Below are 15,361 nucleotides of genomic sequence, written 5' to 3'. Positions count from 1 at the left end.
TCCTACGAGTGGGTTATTCCTGGCACTTCCGGGTCAGGCGTGCGGGGCATCAGCTCGGTAATCATGGCCGAGAGCTGCTCCTGCACATTGTATTTTGCCGCGTCGAACGCCCTTTTGATCGCCCACTCATACGAGTACGCATCGGCGCTGCCATGGCTCTTGAACACCAGGCCGCGCAAACCGAGCAGGCTGGCGCCGTTGTAGCGCGATGGATTGAAGCGGTTGGAGAATTTTTTCAGGGCGCCGCGCGCGATCAGGGCGCCGAGCATGGTCAGCGGGTTCCGCTTGAACTCGGTGGTCAGCGCATCCTTGACGAAGCGGCCCAGTCCCTCGGCCGCCTTGAGCGTGACGTTGCCGACGAAACCGTCGCACACCACGATGTCGGTGGTGCCCTTGAAAATATCGTTGCCTTCGACATTGCCGAAGAAATTCAGGGCGCCGCGCTCGTGGTCTTCGCGCAGCAGCCTGGCGGTGGACTTGACTACTTCATTGCCCTTGATTTCCTCGGTGCCGACGTTGAGCAGGCCGATGGTGGGACGCTGGATCCCTTCCATGGCCGAGACCAGCACCGAGCCCATGATGGCGAACTGGTGCAGGTGATGGGGCTCGCAGTCGACGTTCGCGCCCAGGTCCAGCATATAGGTCGGGCCGTCTTTCTGGTTGGGAAGGATCGAGCAAATGGCGGGACGGTCGACCCCGGCCATGGTCTTGAGCACATAGCGCGAGACCGCCATCAGGGCGCCGGTATTGCCGGCGGACACGCAGGCCTGGGCCTTGCCGTCCTTGACCAGCTCGATCGCCACGCGCATCGACGAATCCTTCTTGCGGCGCAGCGCGATTTCGATGGGATCGTCCATCGTCACCACTTCGGAAGCATGCAGGATGGACAGGCGCGGATGGCTGTCGGCCTTGTGTTTTTTCAGTTCAGCGCGCAACTCGTCCTGCAGGCCGACCAGAATCAGTTCTGCTTCAGGTTCGCTGGAAAGGAAAGAGAGTGCTGCGGGGATAGTAACTGAGGGGCCATGATCGCCGCCCATGCAGTCAATGGAAATTTTAATTGTCATTTTGTGGATTCGTACCGCGACTCAACAGCGTGTGGCGGCAGGATGCGATCTGAATGTGGACGAGCGCCAAGCAGAGTCTGCGTAATTCGAAATGACGGTGTGCAAAGCTGGTTTGCAGCCGGTGACAAAGAAAAAGCGGTGCGACGCACAAAATAGTCGTTGCACCGCTTTTATCTTACTCAAACTAAAACGTCGATTACTCGTCGTTTTTGGTTTTGAGAACCTTGCGACCACGGTAAAAGCCGTTAGGGCTGATGTGGTGACGCAGGTGCGTTTCACCGGTGGTTGGCTCGATGCCCAGTTGTGGCGCGACCAGGAAGTCGTGCGAACGGTGCATGCCGCGCTTCGAAGGGGTTTTCTTATTTTGCTGAACAGCCATGATGACTCCTAATACATAAGTTCTAAAATTCTAACACAATCGATCGGCAAATACATGCGAATCGAGTATCCCAGCGGCAAAACTTCTTTGCCGACACGTTTAACACGGACCTACCTTTACTACCAATGCCATACTCGACTACAACACGCGTTTGACACGTTCTTCACTGCTACTTGTTCTGTATTTCAGCCCTGTATTTCAGCCATTCCCGGCTCGACGGCTATTCCGGCTTGAGATGCTTCAGCCCCGCAAACGGCGATGGCTTGTCGGACCTGGCCGCGTCGAGCAGCTTGTTGTCCGGGCAGGCCTCGTGTTTCGGCACTTGCGGCAGGGCCAGCAAGGCCTCGTCTTCGAACAGGTCGCGGATATCGCATTCGCGGCTGCCGACGATGACGTCGATGCTCTCGTCGTTCAGGACTTCTTCGATCTCGTCCGCATGCTCGTCGTCCTTGCCGAGCATCAGCACGGTGGACGAATCCATGTCGTAGGCGAACGGGGCCAGGCAACGCTGGCATACCAGCTGCACCGTGCCGGACACCGACAGGGTCATTTGCGGATAGCCTTGCTTGCTGGTCGATCCATCGATGGCCCAGGCGATCTGGCCCGACTGGTCGGCACAATCCTTGTTCAACCGGCTCATTTCAGCGACAGGCGTGACGCCCTCGCGATGGCCGTTGCTTCGACAAAACTCGAAAGCGTCGATGACAAAAGCACTCATTGCAGAAATTTTCCCCGGAAAACCTGCGATAATAACAGGCTTCTCGTTGTGGAGTCAAAGACTTAGCGCGATTATTTGGGCACGGAGCCGCGCACTGTTGCTGGCGCAGCCACGCCGCGCCCGCCGGATGAATCCCGCTGCGCCCGCTTACCGGGACAGCCAACAGGACTTAAGTACGACATGATACCAACTTCCGCCGCCGCGCGGCTAATTCTTGCATCGGGCTCCGCTTACCGGCGCGAATTGCTCGAACGCCTGCGCCTGCCCTTCGAGGTGCTGGTGCCCGATATCGATGAAACCCCGCTGGCCGGCGAAGCGCCCGAAGCGACCGCGCTGCGCCTGGCGCGCGCCAAGGCCGAAGCGGTGGCCGCGCGCGCGCCCGGCAGCGTGGTGATCGGCTCCGACCAGGTCGCCACGCTCGACGGCCTGCAGATCGGCAAGCCCGGCAACCACGCGAACGCCCTGGCCCAGCTGCGGACGATGCGCGGGCGGCGCGTGGTGTTCCACACCGCCCTGTGCCTGTGGGATGGCCGCGGCGGCACGGCGCAGGTGGAGAACGTGCAGACCTTCGTGACGGTGCGCGACCTGCCCGATGCCGAACTGGACGCCTACCTGCGGATCGAGCAACCCTACGATTGCGCCGGCAGCGCCAAGAACGAAGCGCTCGGCATCGCCATCCTGGAACGCATCGACAGCACCGACCCGACCGCCCTCACCGGCCTGCCGCTGATCGCCCTGACGGGCATGCTGCGGCGCGCCGGCTTTACCTTTTTTCAACAGTGAGCATTATGTCCGGCACTTTATACCTGATCCCCAACACCCTCGGCCCGGCCGACCCGGCCAGCGACGCGCTCGCCCACATCATTCCCGAGCAAGTGCAGGCGCTGACGTCGCGCCTCGACTATTTTGTCGCGGAAAACGCCAAGACCGCGCGCGGCTTCCTGAAACTGATCGCCGTGCGCCATCCCCTGGCAAGCACCTTGCAGGAAATCGAGATTGCCGAGCTGAACGTCAACACCCCGGCGCAAGCGCTGGCCGGTTTGCTGGAACCGCTGCTGGCCGGGCGCGATGCCGGGCTGATCTCGGAAGCGGGCGTGCCGGCGGTGGCCGATCCCGGCGCCGACCTGGTGCGCCTGGCGCATGAGCGCGGCATTCCCGTGCGGCCGCTGGTGGGGCCGTCCTCGCTGCTGCTGGCGGTGATGGCGAGCGGCTTGAACGGGCAGAGTTTCGCCTTCCATGGCTACCTGCCGACCGACGCCGCCCTGCGCACCAAGCGCATCAAGGAGCTGGAAGCGCGTTCGCGCGCGGAAAAGCAGACCCAGTTGCTGATCGAAACGCCCTACCGCAACGGCGCCATGCTCGAAGCCCTGGTCGGCGCCTGCCAGCCGGGCACCCTGATCTGCGTGGCGACCGACCTGAGCCTGCCGAGCGAGTCGATCCGCACCTTGAATGGCGGAAAATGGAAATCGCTGCTGGCGGCCGGCAAGGCGCCGGATTTCCACAAGAAACCGACCGTGTTCCTGTTGCTGGCGTAAGCTGGCGAAGTCCGGCTGCCGACAATCCTGTTTTCAGCCGGAATACCAGCCTCCCGCGCCGCCGCGCCGCGCCAGATGCCAGGGCGCATGCCCTTCAGGCCACCAGCTCATTGACCCAGCCGAACGCCTCCATCTCGATCTCGCGCATGGTTTTCGCGCTCAGGCCGAGCGACTTGAGCGCCCTGGACAGTTCGGTCCCGCGCCGGGGGTTTTCGACCAGCTCGACCACCTTGAGCATGTCGCCCAGCACGCCTTCGCGTTCGAGCAGGGCGGCGCGCACTTCGTCGGCCACCACCACGGTGCCCAGGACGTCCTGCATCGACATCGAGAACAGCGCATCCATCAGCGACATGATGCCCACCGTGAAACCGGCCTCGGCACTGACGCGCCGCTCGGGCCGCACTTTGTGCGTCATCAGCTCCATCAGCTTGCCGCGCGTGGTGGCCATCTGCAGCAGCGGGGAATTGAGTTCGACCGCCGCTCCCGGTTTGGCGTACAGCAAAATCTGCAGCCAGCGCTGCAATTGCTGGCGCCCCAGCACGTACAGGGCCTCGGTCAGCGAATCGATGCGCCCGCGCGCGCCCGCCGCCGGGGTGTTGACCAGGCGCAGCAGGTTCAGGCTGATCAGGGCGTCGCGCTTGACGGCGCGCTCGATCTCGGCGTTGTCGGCGTCGGAATTGATCAGGTCCAGCAGGCGCAGGATCACCAGTTCCGACGGCGCGATCTTCTTGCCGCTGAGGATGGCCGGACGCGCGAAATAGTAACCCTGGAAATACTCGAAACCGAGCGCCATGCAGGTCTCGAATTCCCCGACCGTCTCGACTTTTTCGGCCAGCAGCTTCTTGTTGCGCCCCTTGAAGGCCGCCACCAGCCCGGGCAGGGCCGAAGCGGGCACCGCCTGCACGTCGACCTTGATGATGTCGACCAGGTCGACCAGCTTGCGCACGTCGTCCGACTCGTCGACCACGTCGTCGAGGGCGAAGCGGAAGCCGAAGCCCTTGAGCTCGGCCACCCGGGCGACCAGCGCCGGCGTGGCCTCGACCGTTTCCAGGATTTCCAGGATCACCTTGTCGTGCGGCAGGAAGCGCACGAAGTCGCTCATCAGCACGATGTCGTCGACATTCACGAAGGCCAGGCGCTCGCCGACCACCTTGGCCATGCCGAGCTGGGAAGCGTGCGCAATCACGGCCGCCGTGGCGGCGGCGTGATCGGTCACATTCGCGTCGCCGCCATGGGCACTGCGAAACAGGAGTTCGAAGGCGACCAGGCGCTGGTTACGTCCGAGAATCGGTTGGCGCGCAAGGAAAAAATCGTCGGACGGCAGCGCCAGCTCGGCCACGGTGTCAATAGGCATGGGAAATCCGGAAAACAGGCGCGCCGACCACGGCGCCCTGCGATGACTATACTACGAAGGACGGCGTGGACCGCTGTTGCGAGGACCGCTCGGCCGGGCACTCTTGCCCGCCGTGTCGCCCTGGGCAGGGCGCGCGCTCTTGCGCGTGACGCCCGCTTCGGTCGGCCGGGCGCTCTTGCCGGCCGCGGCCGCGGCAATGCTGGAGCGCTTGGCGCCCGGCGCGCGTGCCGGAGCGCCCGCCGCGCCGGGGGTGCCGGCCGGCGCCTGTCCGGGCAGGCGCAGGCTGCCGGTGCCGGAAGTCGGACTGGCCTTGCGGGCGTTACCGACAGGCATGCGCAAGGCGCCGTTGGCGCCGGTGCGGGCGCTGGCCGTGCCGGTCACCTGGGTGCCTTTTTCGAGCACATAGGTGGCGTCGGCATTCTTGCCCAGCACTTGCACCAGGTAGGGCATGATCTGGCGCAGGGTCGGCTCCAGCGTGTACGGCGGATTGAGGATGAACATGCCGCTGCTGTGCAGGCCGAAACCATCCGGGCCGGGGGTGGTGATGGTCAGGGTGACGTTGAGCCAGTCCTTGGCCGCCAGGCGCTTGAGCTTGTCGGCAAACTGGCGCGATTCCATGCGCTGCAGCACCGGATACCAGATCGCGTAGATACCCGACGGGAAGCGCACCAGCGCGTCTTCCAGCGCATCGCGCACCTTGCGGTAATCCTGCTTGTCTTCGTAGGGCGGGTCGATCAGCACCAGCGCGCGGCGCGAGGGCGGCGGCAGCAGGGTCTTGAGGGCGTGGAAACCGTCGCCGCGCTCGATCAGCACGCGCCGTCCGCGCGCGCTGGGGCGCTCGCCCTGGGCGGCGGCGTGCGCCTCGACCTTGCGGAAATTGTCGGCCAGGATCTTGCTGTCGGCCGGATGCAGTTCGAACAGGCGCAGGCGGTCGTGTTCGCGCATGACCTTGTCGGCGCAGTACGGCGACCCCGGGTAGTAGCGCATCTTGCCGCTCGGATTGAGTTCCTTGACCAGGTTGACGTACTCGGCCAGCGGCTTGGGCAGGTCCTTGCGTTCCCACAACGGGCCGATGCCGGTTTCGTACTCGGCGTTCTTGGACGCGTAACCGCCATCGAGCGCATACACGCCGGCACCGGAGTGGGTGTCGATATAGGTGTAGGCCGTGTCCTTCTGATTCATGTAGTCGAGCAGCTGGATCTGCACGAAATGCTTCAGGACGTCGGCGTGATTACCCGCGTGAAAGGCGTGGCGGTAGCTCAACATAAAGGGGGAATTCCATAAAAAAGGGGGATCTGAGCCGCCATTATCCTCCATAAAGCCGGTTCGGACGCAAAAAGCGCGTAAATGCACAACGCCCTCCCCCTTGCCTGCGCAGCGTCGGCACGCTGCGGGCAAGGGGGAAGGCGCTGTGTGTTTCCAACCGTAAGGCGCGCGACGGCGCTTGTCCTGGCTTGCGCTCGCCGTCGCGCTGGCGGCGCTCCTTGTGGAAGCGCCGCATTTCAATAGCGTTTAAGCTACTTTCTTTTCGTCGAAGAATTGCTCATCTTCGGTCGAACCATGCAGCGCGGTGGTCGAGCTCTGGTTTTGCTGGATGGTCTGGGTAACGGCGTCGAAGTAGCCGGTACCGACTTCGCGCTGGTGCTTGACGGCCGTAAAGCCCTTGTCGGCGGCGGCGAATTCGGCTTCCTGCAGTTCCACGAAGGCCGACATCTGGCGCCGCGCATAGCCGTGCGCCAGGTTGAACATGCCGTAGTTCAGGGCGTGGAAGCCGGCCAGGGTGATGAACTGGAACTTGTAGCCCATGGCGCCCAGTTCTTTCTGGAACTTGGCGATGGTGGCGTCGTCCAGGTTCTTTTTCCAGTTGAACGAGGGCGAGCAGTTGTAAGCGAGCATCTTGCCCGGGAACTTGGCGTGCACGGCATCGGCGAACTGCTTGGCGAAGGCCAGGTCCGGCTTGCCGGTTTCGCACCAGACCAGGTCGGCGAACGGGGCATAGGCGATGGCGCGCGAAATGGCTTGCTCGATGCCCGGACGGACCTTGTAGAAGCCTTCCACGGTGCGCTCGCCGGTGCAGAATTCGCGGTCGTTCTCATCCACGTCCGAGGTCAGCAGGTCGGCCGCTTCGGCGTCGGTACGGGCGATCACCAGGGTCGAGGTGCCCATCACGTCGGCCGCCAGGCGCGCCGCGGTCAGCTTTTCGACGGCTTCGCGGGTCGGGACCAGCACCTTGCCGCCCATGTGGCCGCATTTCTTGACCGAGGCCAGCTGATCTTCGAAGTGCACGCCGGCCGCGCCCGCGTCGATCATCGACTTCATCAGTTCGTAGGCGTTCAGCACGCCGCCGAAACCGGCTTCGGCATCGGCCACGATCGGGGCGAAGTAATCGATGTCATCCTTGCCTTCGGACCACTGGATCTGGTCGGCGCGCTGGAAGGTGTTGTTGATGCGGCGCACGACCAGCGGCACCGAGTTGGCCGGGTACAGCGATTGGTCGGGATACATTTCGCCTGCCACGTTGGCGTCGCCGGCGACTTGCCAACCGGACAGGTAGATGGCTTTCAGGCCGGCCTTGACCTGCTGCATGGCCTGGTTGCCGGTCATGGCGCCGAGCGCGTTGACGAACGGCTCGTTGTTCACCAGGTCCCACAATTTTTCCGCGCCGCGCTTGGCCAGCGTGTGCTCGATCTTCAGCGAGCCGCGCAGGCGCACCACGTCCGCCGCGGTGTAGTTACGTACAACACCTTTCCAGCGCGGGTTGGTGTCCCAATCTTTTTGCAGTTCTGCTACTTGCTGTTCACGAGTTGCCATGGTGTTCTCCTAATTGAAAAGCCGTTTAAGAAATGAAATGCCTTGAACAAATCATAGACCGTTTTGCGCGCTGCAACAACACTCTTATATAAGACATATAACTAAATTTTACACCTTTAAAAACAATGACTTGAAATCGCAATCCCATGATACGGAATGAAATTTCTCTAAATGGAAGAGCGCCGAGGTGCGGACGCAGCACCGCATTTTGCATTGTGAAATGCCGTCCGCGCCTGATGAAATCCGGCAGCGTTTTTGCGGCTGGGAATCAGCCCGGCGGCGCTGCCAGGACCCTGTTTCACCCAAATCGGGCAGGACGTGTTGCACAGAAGACACACACGGGCAAAATTCTCACTAAAAACGCGGCGAATCGCTCGAAAACCCCGCTCGCCCCTACTATGCCGTAGGATAATGTGCTTTCAGGCAATCCTTAATGACTGCCGCATGACGCATCCGACGTCGCCAGGCAGATGCGATGCGGTCCAGGGCGGACTGTGCGATTCCAGCCAACAATTCCTCATCCCAATCCCGTTGCGCCGACGAGCGGGATGGTTGCCAGATAAAAGTCCGGCACGGTGTTTAGTGCCGGCCCAGCAATCGGTGTCTTGATGTCCGATACGCTGGCCGATCTGCCACGTCAAGCAGACCTACATTACGAATGCAACTCATGAACTCAAAATTTAATCTAAACATCTTCCACAAAGTACTCATCACCCTGCTGGCGGTGACCCTGATTCCTCTGATTACCTTGTGGCTGGTCAGTAACAAGGCAGCGCAAGGCCAGTTGACCGCCAACGTCTCGCAAGCCCTGGTGCTGACCATGGATACGGTGGCCGACGGCATCAACGCCTGGGACAACACCAATGTGCGCGCCATGACCCAGCTCGGCTACCTGCCCGACATGGTGTCGATGAAGGCCGAGCGCCAGAACCCGATCCTGGGCGTCACCGGCACCGCCTACGAATGGTCGTACCTGATGTTTACGGTTGCGCCGGACGGCAGCAACGTCGGCCGCAACGACGGCGGTCCCCTGACCCCCTACGGCGACCGCTCCTACTTCCAGCAAGTCATCAAGGGCGCGCCGGTCGGCCGCCAGGTCGTGATCGGCAAGACCAGCGGCAAGCCCGCGCTGATCCTGGCCACCCCGATCAAGGATGACAGCGCCAACCTGGTCGGCGTGCTGGCCATGTCGATGTACCTGACCGATATTTCCAAGATCGTCACCGATATCCGCGTCGGCGAAACCGGCCGCGCCATCCTGCTCGACGCCAGCAACAAGGTCATCGCCCACGGCGACACGTCCAAGGTGCGCGGCGCGCTGCAGGATTTCAGCGCTTATCCCGCCCTCAAGGTAGCCGGCATCGACAAGGCGCCGGTGGTGTACAACGCGGAAGACCGCAAGGTCATCGGCTTCATGCGCAAGCTGCCGCAGGGCTGGACCCTGCTGGTCGAACAGGACTACGACGAAGCGTTCCGCATCATGAAGCAGATGGAAAAAGATGCGCAGATCCTGATCGCGGCCAGCGTGGCGCTGGTCATCGCGATCGCGATTTTCCTCGGCAAGGCACTGACCCGTCCGATCAACGAACTGACCGCGATTGCGCGCCAGCTCAGTAACGGCGAACTGCAGGTGACCATCGAACAGACCGAACGCGGCGACGAAATCGGCGCCCTGGCCCGCGCCATCGACCGCCTCGGCATCAGTATCAAGCTGGCAATGGATCGCCTGCGCAAGAAGAGTTGAACGGCCAGCGATCATCCGCGGTGACCTCGTTGCACTAAACACACAAACCGGGGCAATTCTCCTGAAACACGCAGAGAATTGCCTCAATACCCAAGCTGATCGTAAAGACCGGTATAATAATGTGCTTACAAGCAACCCAATATCACTGCTGACGATCGCGCCCCGAGATGACTGAACGGCGACGCGCTCCATGACGGACAGTGCATCCTACCGACAGTGACCTCCGAATGAACGATCCCCTTGCGCAGCAGCGAACGGGATTGCCAGATACAAAAGTCCGACACCTTGTTTTAATGTCGGCCCAGCAATCGGTTCCTTGATGTCCGATACGCTGGCCGATCTGCCACGTCAAGCAGACCTCTATTACGAAGGCCCAGCATGAACTCAAAATTTAGTTTCAATATTTTTCACAAGGTCCTCATGACCTTGCTCGCGGTGACGCTGATCCCCCTGTGCACGCTGTGGGTGATCAGCGACCGGGCGGCGCAGCGCGAACTGACCGACAACGTCTCGCAAAGCCTGGTGCTGACCATGAACACGGTTGCCAGCGGCATCAATGCCTGGGACGACACCAATATGCACGCCATGAACCAGGCCAGCCGCCTGGAGGACATGATCTCGATGAACGGCGAGCGCCAGGTTCCCCTGCTGAAAGCGACCGGCAAGGCCTACGAATGGTCGTTCCTGATGTTTACCATCGCTCCGGACGGCACCAACACCGCCCGTAACGACGGCGCGGCCCCGATCAATTACGGCGACCGTTCCTACTTCCAGGCCGTGATGAAGGGCCAGCCGGTCGGCCGCCAGGTGGCGATCAGCAAAACCACCGGCAAGCCGGCGCTGATCGTGGCCACCCCGATCCGCGACATCAACTCGGCCCTGGTCGGCGTGCTGGCCATGTCGATGAACCTGGGCGATATTTCCAAGATCGTCACCGATATCCGCATCGGCAAGACCGGCCGCGCGATCCTGCTCGACGCCAGCAACAAGGTGATCGCCCATGGCGACCCGGGCAAGGTGCAGACCGCGCTGCAGGACTTCACCGCCCATCCGGCGCTGAAAGTGGCCGGCATCACCGACGCGCCCGTGGCCTACACCTCGGAAGAACGCAAGGTGATCGGTTTCGTGCGCAAGCTGCCGCAAGGCTGGACCGTGCTGATCGAACAGGACTACGATGAAGCCTTCGCCACCCTGCACAAGATGGAAAACGAAGCGCGCCTCCTGATCGCCGCCGTCGCGGCGCTGGTCATCGGCGTGGCGATTTTCCTCGGCAAGGCGCTGACCCGCCCGATTAACCAACTGACCGCGATTGCCGTTCAGCTCAGCAACGGCGAACTGCAAGTGGACATCCCGCAAACGGCCCGCGGCGATGAAATCGGCTCCTTGGCCCGTGCCATCGAACGTCTCGGCGTCAGCATCCAGCTGGCAATGGATCGCCTGCGTAAAAAGGTTTGATACCGATGAGAGGTTACTGATATGTCACAACCGGAATTCCAGCCATTTATCGACGTGGTCGACCAGATCGCCGGCTTTTGCGCACAGCGCGTCAGCGGCACCGCCCTGGTCATCAGCGATGACAACCGCATGGCCCAGGTCCACCTGCAAGGCGGCAAGATCGTCTTCATCCTGTGCCGCGGCCGCCGCGGCCGCGATGGCCTGGCGATCATGCGCACCATGAAAAACGCGCGCCTGACGCTGGACAAGGCCGGCGTCGTCAATGCCGACGGCCTGGACTGGCCGACCGAAATCGTGCTGGGCTACCTCGACGGCACCCTGGACGATTTGCCTGGCACCGGCGTGCTGGGCGGCGCCACCCCGCGCGCGGAGACCGCCGCCGCGCGTCCGGCCGCCACGCCGGGCCTGACGGCCGACATCAAGGCGACCTTGCAGCGCTGCCTGGTCAAGTATGTGGGTCCGATGGCGGAAATCGTCTGCAGCGACCATTTCGACGGCGCCACCGATGTGCGCGCGGTCGTCATGGCGCTGGCCAAGGAAATCCCCAACGACGACCAGGCCGCCAAGTTCAAGGTCGACGTCGCCAAGGCGCTCGACATGCCGCCGTTCTGATCGACAGCTGCGCGCAGCGGCTGCGGCCGCCGCGCGCAGCGCTGTTCTTGCCGTAGCGCGCTTCTTCCTCCCCCGTCAGACCAGCTTTTGCTGCGCCACCACGATGCCGTCGGCATCGGCATACAACCAGTCGCCCGGCCGCACCGCCACCCCGCCGACGCAGATGCGTCCATTCCGTTCGCCCGCGCCCGCCTTGCTGCTCTTTTGCGGATGCGTGCCCAAGGCCCGCACGCCGATGGCGCAGGCGTCGATCTCGTCGCTGTCGCGCACGCAGCCATCGACCACGATGCCGCTCCAGCCATTGTTTTGCGCCAACAAGGCGAGCTGGCCGCCGACCAGCGCCCGGCGCAGGCTGGCGCCGCCGTCGATGACCAGCACATTGCCGTTGCCGGGCGCTTCGAGCGTCGCGCGCACCAGGGCGTTGTCTTCAAACACTTTCAAGGTGGTCACGCTGCCGCAAAAACGCAGGTTCTGGCCGTAGTGCCGGAATACCGGCGGCAGCACGGCCAGGCGGCCATCGTCCAGCAGGTCGGGGTGGTCGTCGCACAGATCGGTGGTGGCAAAAGTCATGTCGGCTCGCTCGCAAAGTGGGGAAATGAGAACGATTCTAAGCCATTGCCGGCGCCGCGCCCATGCCGCCCTTGCCGGCATGGCGCCGGACAGCGCCGCCGGCGTTCAAGTTCCCGCGACAATACGGCATGCGCGGCGCGCGTGATGTGTCGCAAGCCAGGCGCAGACAGCGGCTGACGCGGCGCCGCCGGCGCGCCATAATCGGTGCCTCTTTCTCGTCAAGGGGACATGCATGCTCAGCACGCTGTCACGGCTCCGGCGCCTGTGGGACACGGCCGCCGCGATCGTCAAACTGCCGCTCGCTCACCTGCAATTCGACATGGCGCTGGCGCCGGCCGAGGTCGGCGCCACCTACCGCAACTTCACCCGGCGCCACCCGCGCTACCGCATCATCGGCAACAAGACCATCGGCGCGGCCCTGCTCGACACCGGGCAATTCGCCTCCGGCGCGCAGTACCGCGAATCGATCGGCGAACGCAACTGGGGCGGGTATTTTGCGCGGCGGGCCCAGGCGCGCGGCTATCAATTCGCCCGCATCGACCGCAACCGCTATGTCGACGACATCCACGCCATCAACCAGTCCCTGCCCGAGCGCCAGGGCCGGCCCATGGGCGAGGCTTACCAGGACCGCGTCGCCCATTTCACCGACCAGGGCAACTTCCGCTATTTCGGCGTGCTCGACAGGTCCGGCAAGCTGGTGGCTTACTGCGAACTGGGCATGTACGGCAATTTCGCCCTGTTCTCGCGCCTGCTCGGCTACCGCAACAACGATGGCGTGATGCACTTCATGATCGTCGAAATCGTCAGCCTGCTCATTTCCGAGCGCACCGTGCGCTACGCCATGTACGACACCTGGTTCGGCGCCTCCGAGGGGCTGCGGCGTTTCAAGACCATCCTCGGCTTCAGGCCGTACCGGGTGCGCTACGCCCTGCTCGGGGTGGCCAGCCTGTGCCCGGTCACCTGAGGCCGCGCCCGGTTCAGGCTTGCCTGAGCGCAGGCGCGCGGCTGCTGCCGCCCACGGTCAGCGCAGTGCCGATCGCCAGCACCTGGAACAGGGCGATGCAGCCGAACACCCAGGCCGGATGGCCGCCGTCCATCATGGCGCCGAACAACAGCGGACCGAGCGCCAGCCCGCTGTCGAGGCCGGAATAAACGATGCCGAACACGCGGCCTGTCGCGTTCTTGGGTGCGGCAGCGCGGATCAGCAGGTCGCGCGAGGGGCCTGCGACGCCGGCCGCCAGGCCGATGCCGCCCATCAGCGCCACCGCCATCCAGCCCGGCACCACGGCCGCGCCCACCAGCAGCGCCATCAGCGCGGCGCACACGAAGGACAGCGCGATGGTGCGGTCGTGGCGCTGGGCGCGGGTCGCCAGAAAGCCGCCCAGCACCATGCCGGCGGCCGAGGCCAGCATGTAGGCCGTGTAGGCGGTGGTGGCCGAGGCCAGCGAAATGCCGTACAGCGCCACCAGGCTGGCCGAGGAAAAACTCTGGATGCCGCCCAGCGCGATGGCGGTCAGGAAAAAGAAGCCGAAGCTCATCCATACTGCCGGCAGCTTCATGAAGGCGAACGAGCTGTCCCGCGCCGCGCCGGCCGCCTGCGCCGGAGCCGGGTCGGCGCGCAGGTAGCGGCGCTGGGCGAACAGCAGCGCCAGCGTGGCGAAGGGAATGGCGGCGGCCGACAGCAGCGCCACGCGCCAGCCGGCCAGCGCGGCGATGCCAGCCAAAAACGCCGGCGCCGCCGCCCAGCCCAGGTTGCCGCTGATGCCGTGCAGCGAAAAGGCGTGGGCGATGCGCGCGCGGCTCACGCGCTGGTTGAGCAAGGTGTAGTCGGCCGGGTGGAACACGGCGTTGCCCATGCCCGCCAGCATCGATCCGGCCGCAAGCATGCCGTAGCTCTGCGCGCCGGCCAGCACCAGGGCCGCCGTGCCCAGCAGCGCCAGACCGGCGAACAGCACGCGGCGCGCGCCCACCTTGTCCACCACAAAACCGGACAGGGCCTGGCCGACGCCGGAGACCACGAAGAATACCGTCATCAACAGCCCCAGCTGGGCATACGAGAGGCCGAAGGCCGGTTTCAGCCAGGGGAACAGGGCCGCCAGGATCAGGTGATAGAAGTGCGATACGCCGTGCGCCAGGCTCACGAGGCCGATGACGCGCGCATCGTCGCGCAGTGGAGGTGTGTTCATGGAGCATCCTTGGTTGGGCAGACCCCAGTGTATGCAAAAAGCAATCGACAGTTTTGAGACAGGAAGCCATACTTTGTCGCAAATCCGCCATTTCAACGCGCCATGTCCCTGACCATCCTCACCGATACCCGTTTCCAGCCGCCCGACCTGGCCCCGACGCCGGCGCGGCCGGTGCGCGCGCTGGCACGCGACCTCGACGTGACCCAGTCGCTCGATCCGCACCGCCATGCCTGGGGCCAGCTCACCTTCGCCCTCTCCGGGGTGCTGCGCGTGACCACGCCCGGCTCCAGCTGGATCGTGCCGCCGCTGCGGGCGATCTGGATCGCCCCGGAGGTGGTCCATGCGATCCATGTGCTGGAAAACGCGCGCCTGCGTCCGCTCGGCATCCTGGCTGCGCGCGCGCCCTTCGAGGGCGAGGAATGCCGGGTGCTGGCCGTCTCGGCGCTGCTGCGCGAACTGATCGTCGCCCTCGGCCAGACCGGTCCGGGCCCGCGCGAAACGCTGCTGGCCGAACTGATCCTCGACGAACTGCCCGGCACGGCCACGCGGCCGATGCGCGTGCCGCTGCCGCAGGACAAGCGCATCAAGGCCCTGTGCGCGGCCCTGATCGACAACCCGGCCAGCGAGCTGACCCTGGGCCAGTGGGCGAGCCGGGTCGGCGCCTCCGAACGCACCCTGACGCGCCTGTTCGAACGCGAGCTGGGCATGCGCTTCGGCCACTGGCGCCAGCAAGTGCGCCTGGCGCACGCGGCGCCGCTGATCGCGCGCGGCATGCCGCTCTCGCAGGTGGCCGGGGAACTCGGTTACGCCAGCCAGTCGGCGTTTTCGGCGATGTTCAAGAAGACCTTCGGCAGTTCGCCGTCCGCGTTTTTTGCCGGAGAGGAAGCACGCTGACAGCCCGTCGTGACAAATAGTGTATCTTTCACCAACACG

The 15,361-nt window shown here is 63.9% G+C and carries 15 protein-coding genes; 7 read left to right on the top strand and 8 right to left on the bottom strand.

Annotation, left to right across the window (positions count from 1 at the left end; genetic code table 11):
- Window positions 1-2: 2 nt before the first annotated feature.
- From plsX to EJB06_RS17185, 3 genes are all read right to left on the bottom strand, one after another.
- Window positions 3-1,064, bottom strand: a complete 1,062-nt coding sequence (plsX, locus tag EJB06_RS17195; RefSeq protein WP_126075245.1) for a phosphate acyltransferase PlsX — start codon at window positions 1,062-1,064, stop codon at window positions 3-5.
- Between the two features lie 196 nt (window positions 1,065-1,260).
- On the bottom strand, window positions 1,261-1,443 hold the full coding sequence (gene rpmF / locus EJB06_RS17190; RefSeq protein WP_126075244.1) for a 50S ribosomal protein L32: 183 nt from the start codon (window positions 1,441-1,443) through the stop codon (window positions 1,261-1,263).
- Between the two features lie 220 nt (window positions 1,444-1,663).
- A complete protein-coding gene (locus EJB06_RS17185; RefSeq protein WP_126075243.1) occupies window positions 1,664-2,161 on the bottom strand; it encodes a YceD family protein in 498 nt (165 codons plus the stop codon).
- Window positions 2,162-2,341: 180 nt separating this feature from the next.
- Between EJB06_RS17185 and EJB06_RS17180 the strand changes: the two genes are divergently transcribed.
- The gene (locus EJB06_RS17180; protein ID WP_126075242.1) at window positions 2,342-2,944 is read left to right on the top strand and encodes a Maf family nucleotide pyrophosphatase; all 603 of its coding nucleotides are present in this window, start codon (window positions 2,342-2,344) and stop codon (window positions 2,942-2,944) included.
- A gap of 5 nt (window positions 2,945-2,949) precedes the next feature.
- Complete coding sequence (locus EJB06_RS17175) at window positions 2,950-3,696, top strand: SAM-dependent methyltransferase (protein ID WP_126075241.1); 747 nt, start codon at window positions 2,950-2,952, stop codon at window positions 3,694-3,696.
- Between the two features lie 94 nt (window positions 3,697-3,790).
- On the opposite strand, the gene EJB06_RS17170 is transcribed toward EJB06_RS17175, so the two are convergent.
- The 3 genes from EJB06_RS17170 to aceA form a co-directional block, all read right to left on the bottom strand.
- Window positions 3,791-5,050, bottom strand: coding sequence for an EAL and HDOD domain-containing protein (locus EJB06_RS17170; RefSeq protein WP_126075240.1), 1,260 nt, complete (start codon window positions 5,048-5,050; stop codon window positions 3,791-3,793).
- A gap of 51 nt (window positions 5,051-5,101) precedes the next feature.
- A complete protein-coding gene (locus EJB06_RS17165; RefSeq protein ID WP_126075239.1) occupies window positions 5,102-6,316 on the bottom strand; it encodes a 23S rRNA (adenine(2030)-N(6))-methyltransferase RlmJ in 1,215 nt (404 codons plus the stop codon).
- A gap of 246 nt (window positions 6,317-6,562) precedes the next feature.
- Window positions 6,563-7,861, bottom strand: coding sequence for an isocitrate lyase (gene aceA, locus EJB06_RS17160; RefSeq protein WP_126075238.1), 1,299 nt, complete (start codon window positions 7,859-7,861; stop codon window positions 6,563-6,565).
- A gap of 667 nt (window positions 7,862-8,528) precedes the next feature.
- Between aceA and EJB06_RS17155 the strand changes: the two genes are divergently transcribed.
- The 3 genes from EJB06_RS17155 (at window position 8,529) to EJB06_RS17145 (ending at window position 11,672) form a co-directional block, all read left to right on the top strand.
- On the top strand, window positions 8,529-9,605 hold the full coding sequence (locus tag EJB06_RS17155; RefSeq protein ID WP_164557947.1) for a cache domain-containing protein: 1,077 nt from the start codon (window positions 8,529-8,531) through the stop codon (window positions 9,603-9,605).
- A gap of 378 nt (window positions 9,606-9,983) precedes the next feature.
- Window positions 9,984-11,060 carry a cache domain-containing protein gene (locus tag EJB06_RS17150; protein WP_126075236.1) on the top strand — a complete coding sequence of 359 codons (1,077 nt, stop codon included), beginning with the start codon at window positions 9,984-9,986 and terminating at the stop codon, window positions 11,058-11,060.
- Window positions 11,061-11,081: 21 nt separating this feature from the next.
- A complete protein-coding gene (locus tag EJB06_RS17145; RefSeq protein ID WP_126075235.1) occupies window positions 11,082-11,672 on the top strand; it encodes a DUF8082 domain-containing protein in 591 nt (196 codons plus the stop codon).
- Window positions 11,673-11,747: 75 nt separating this feature from the next.
- On the opposite strand, the gene rraA is transcribed toward EJB06_RS17145, so the two are convergent.
- A complete protein-coding gene (gene rraA / locus EJB06_RS17140; RefSeq protein WP_126075234.1) occupies window positions 11,748-12,242 on the bottom strand; it encodes a ribonuclease E activity regulator RraA in 495 nt (164 codons plus the stop codon).
- A gap of 232 nt (window positions 12,243-12,474) precedes the next feature.
- On the opposite strand from rraA, the gene EJB06_RS17135 reads away from it, so the two are divergent.
- The gene (locus tag EJB06_RS17135) at window positions 12,475-13,206 is read left to right on the top strand and encodes a hypothetical protein (protein ID WP_126075233.1); all 732 of its coding nucleotides are present in this window, start codon (window positions 12,475-12,477) and stop codon (window positions 13,204-13,206) included.
- Window positions 13,207-13,219: 13 nt separating this feature from the next.
- Here EJB06_RS17135 and EJB06_RS17130 read toward each other — a convergent pair whose 3' ends face one another.
- Entirely contained in the window at window positions 13,220-14,428 is a 1,209-nt protein-coding gene (locus tag EJB06_RS17130; RefSeq protein WP_126075232.1) for an MFS transporter, read from the bottom strand.
- A 102-nt stretch (window positions 14,429-14,530) separates the two neighbouring features.
- On the opposite strand from EJB06_RS17130, the gene EJB06_RS17125 reads away from it, so the two are divergent.
- Window positions 14,531-15,322 (top strand): AraC family transcriptional regulator, encoded by a 792-nt coding sequence (locus EJB06_RS17125; RefSeq protein ID WP_126075231.1) that lies wholly within the window; start codon window positions 14,531-14,533, stop codon window positions 15,320-15,322.
- Window positions 15,323-15,361 lie beyond the last annotated feature (39 nt).

The sequence above is a fragment of the Massilia atriviolacea genome (genome assembly GCF_003953935.1).
Taxonomy (GTDB): domain Bacteria; phylum Pseudomonadota; class Gammaproteobacteria; order Burkholderiales; family Burkholderiaceae_D; genus Telluria_A; species Telluria_A atriviolacea.
Note: the sequence above shows the minus strand (reverse complement) of the source record. Positions and strands in the feature narration are given on the sequence as shown.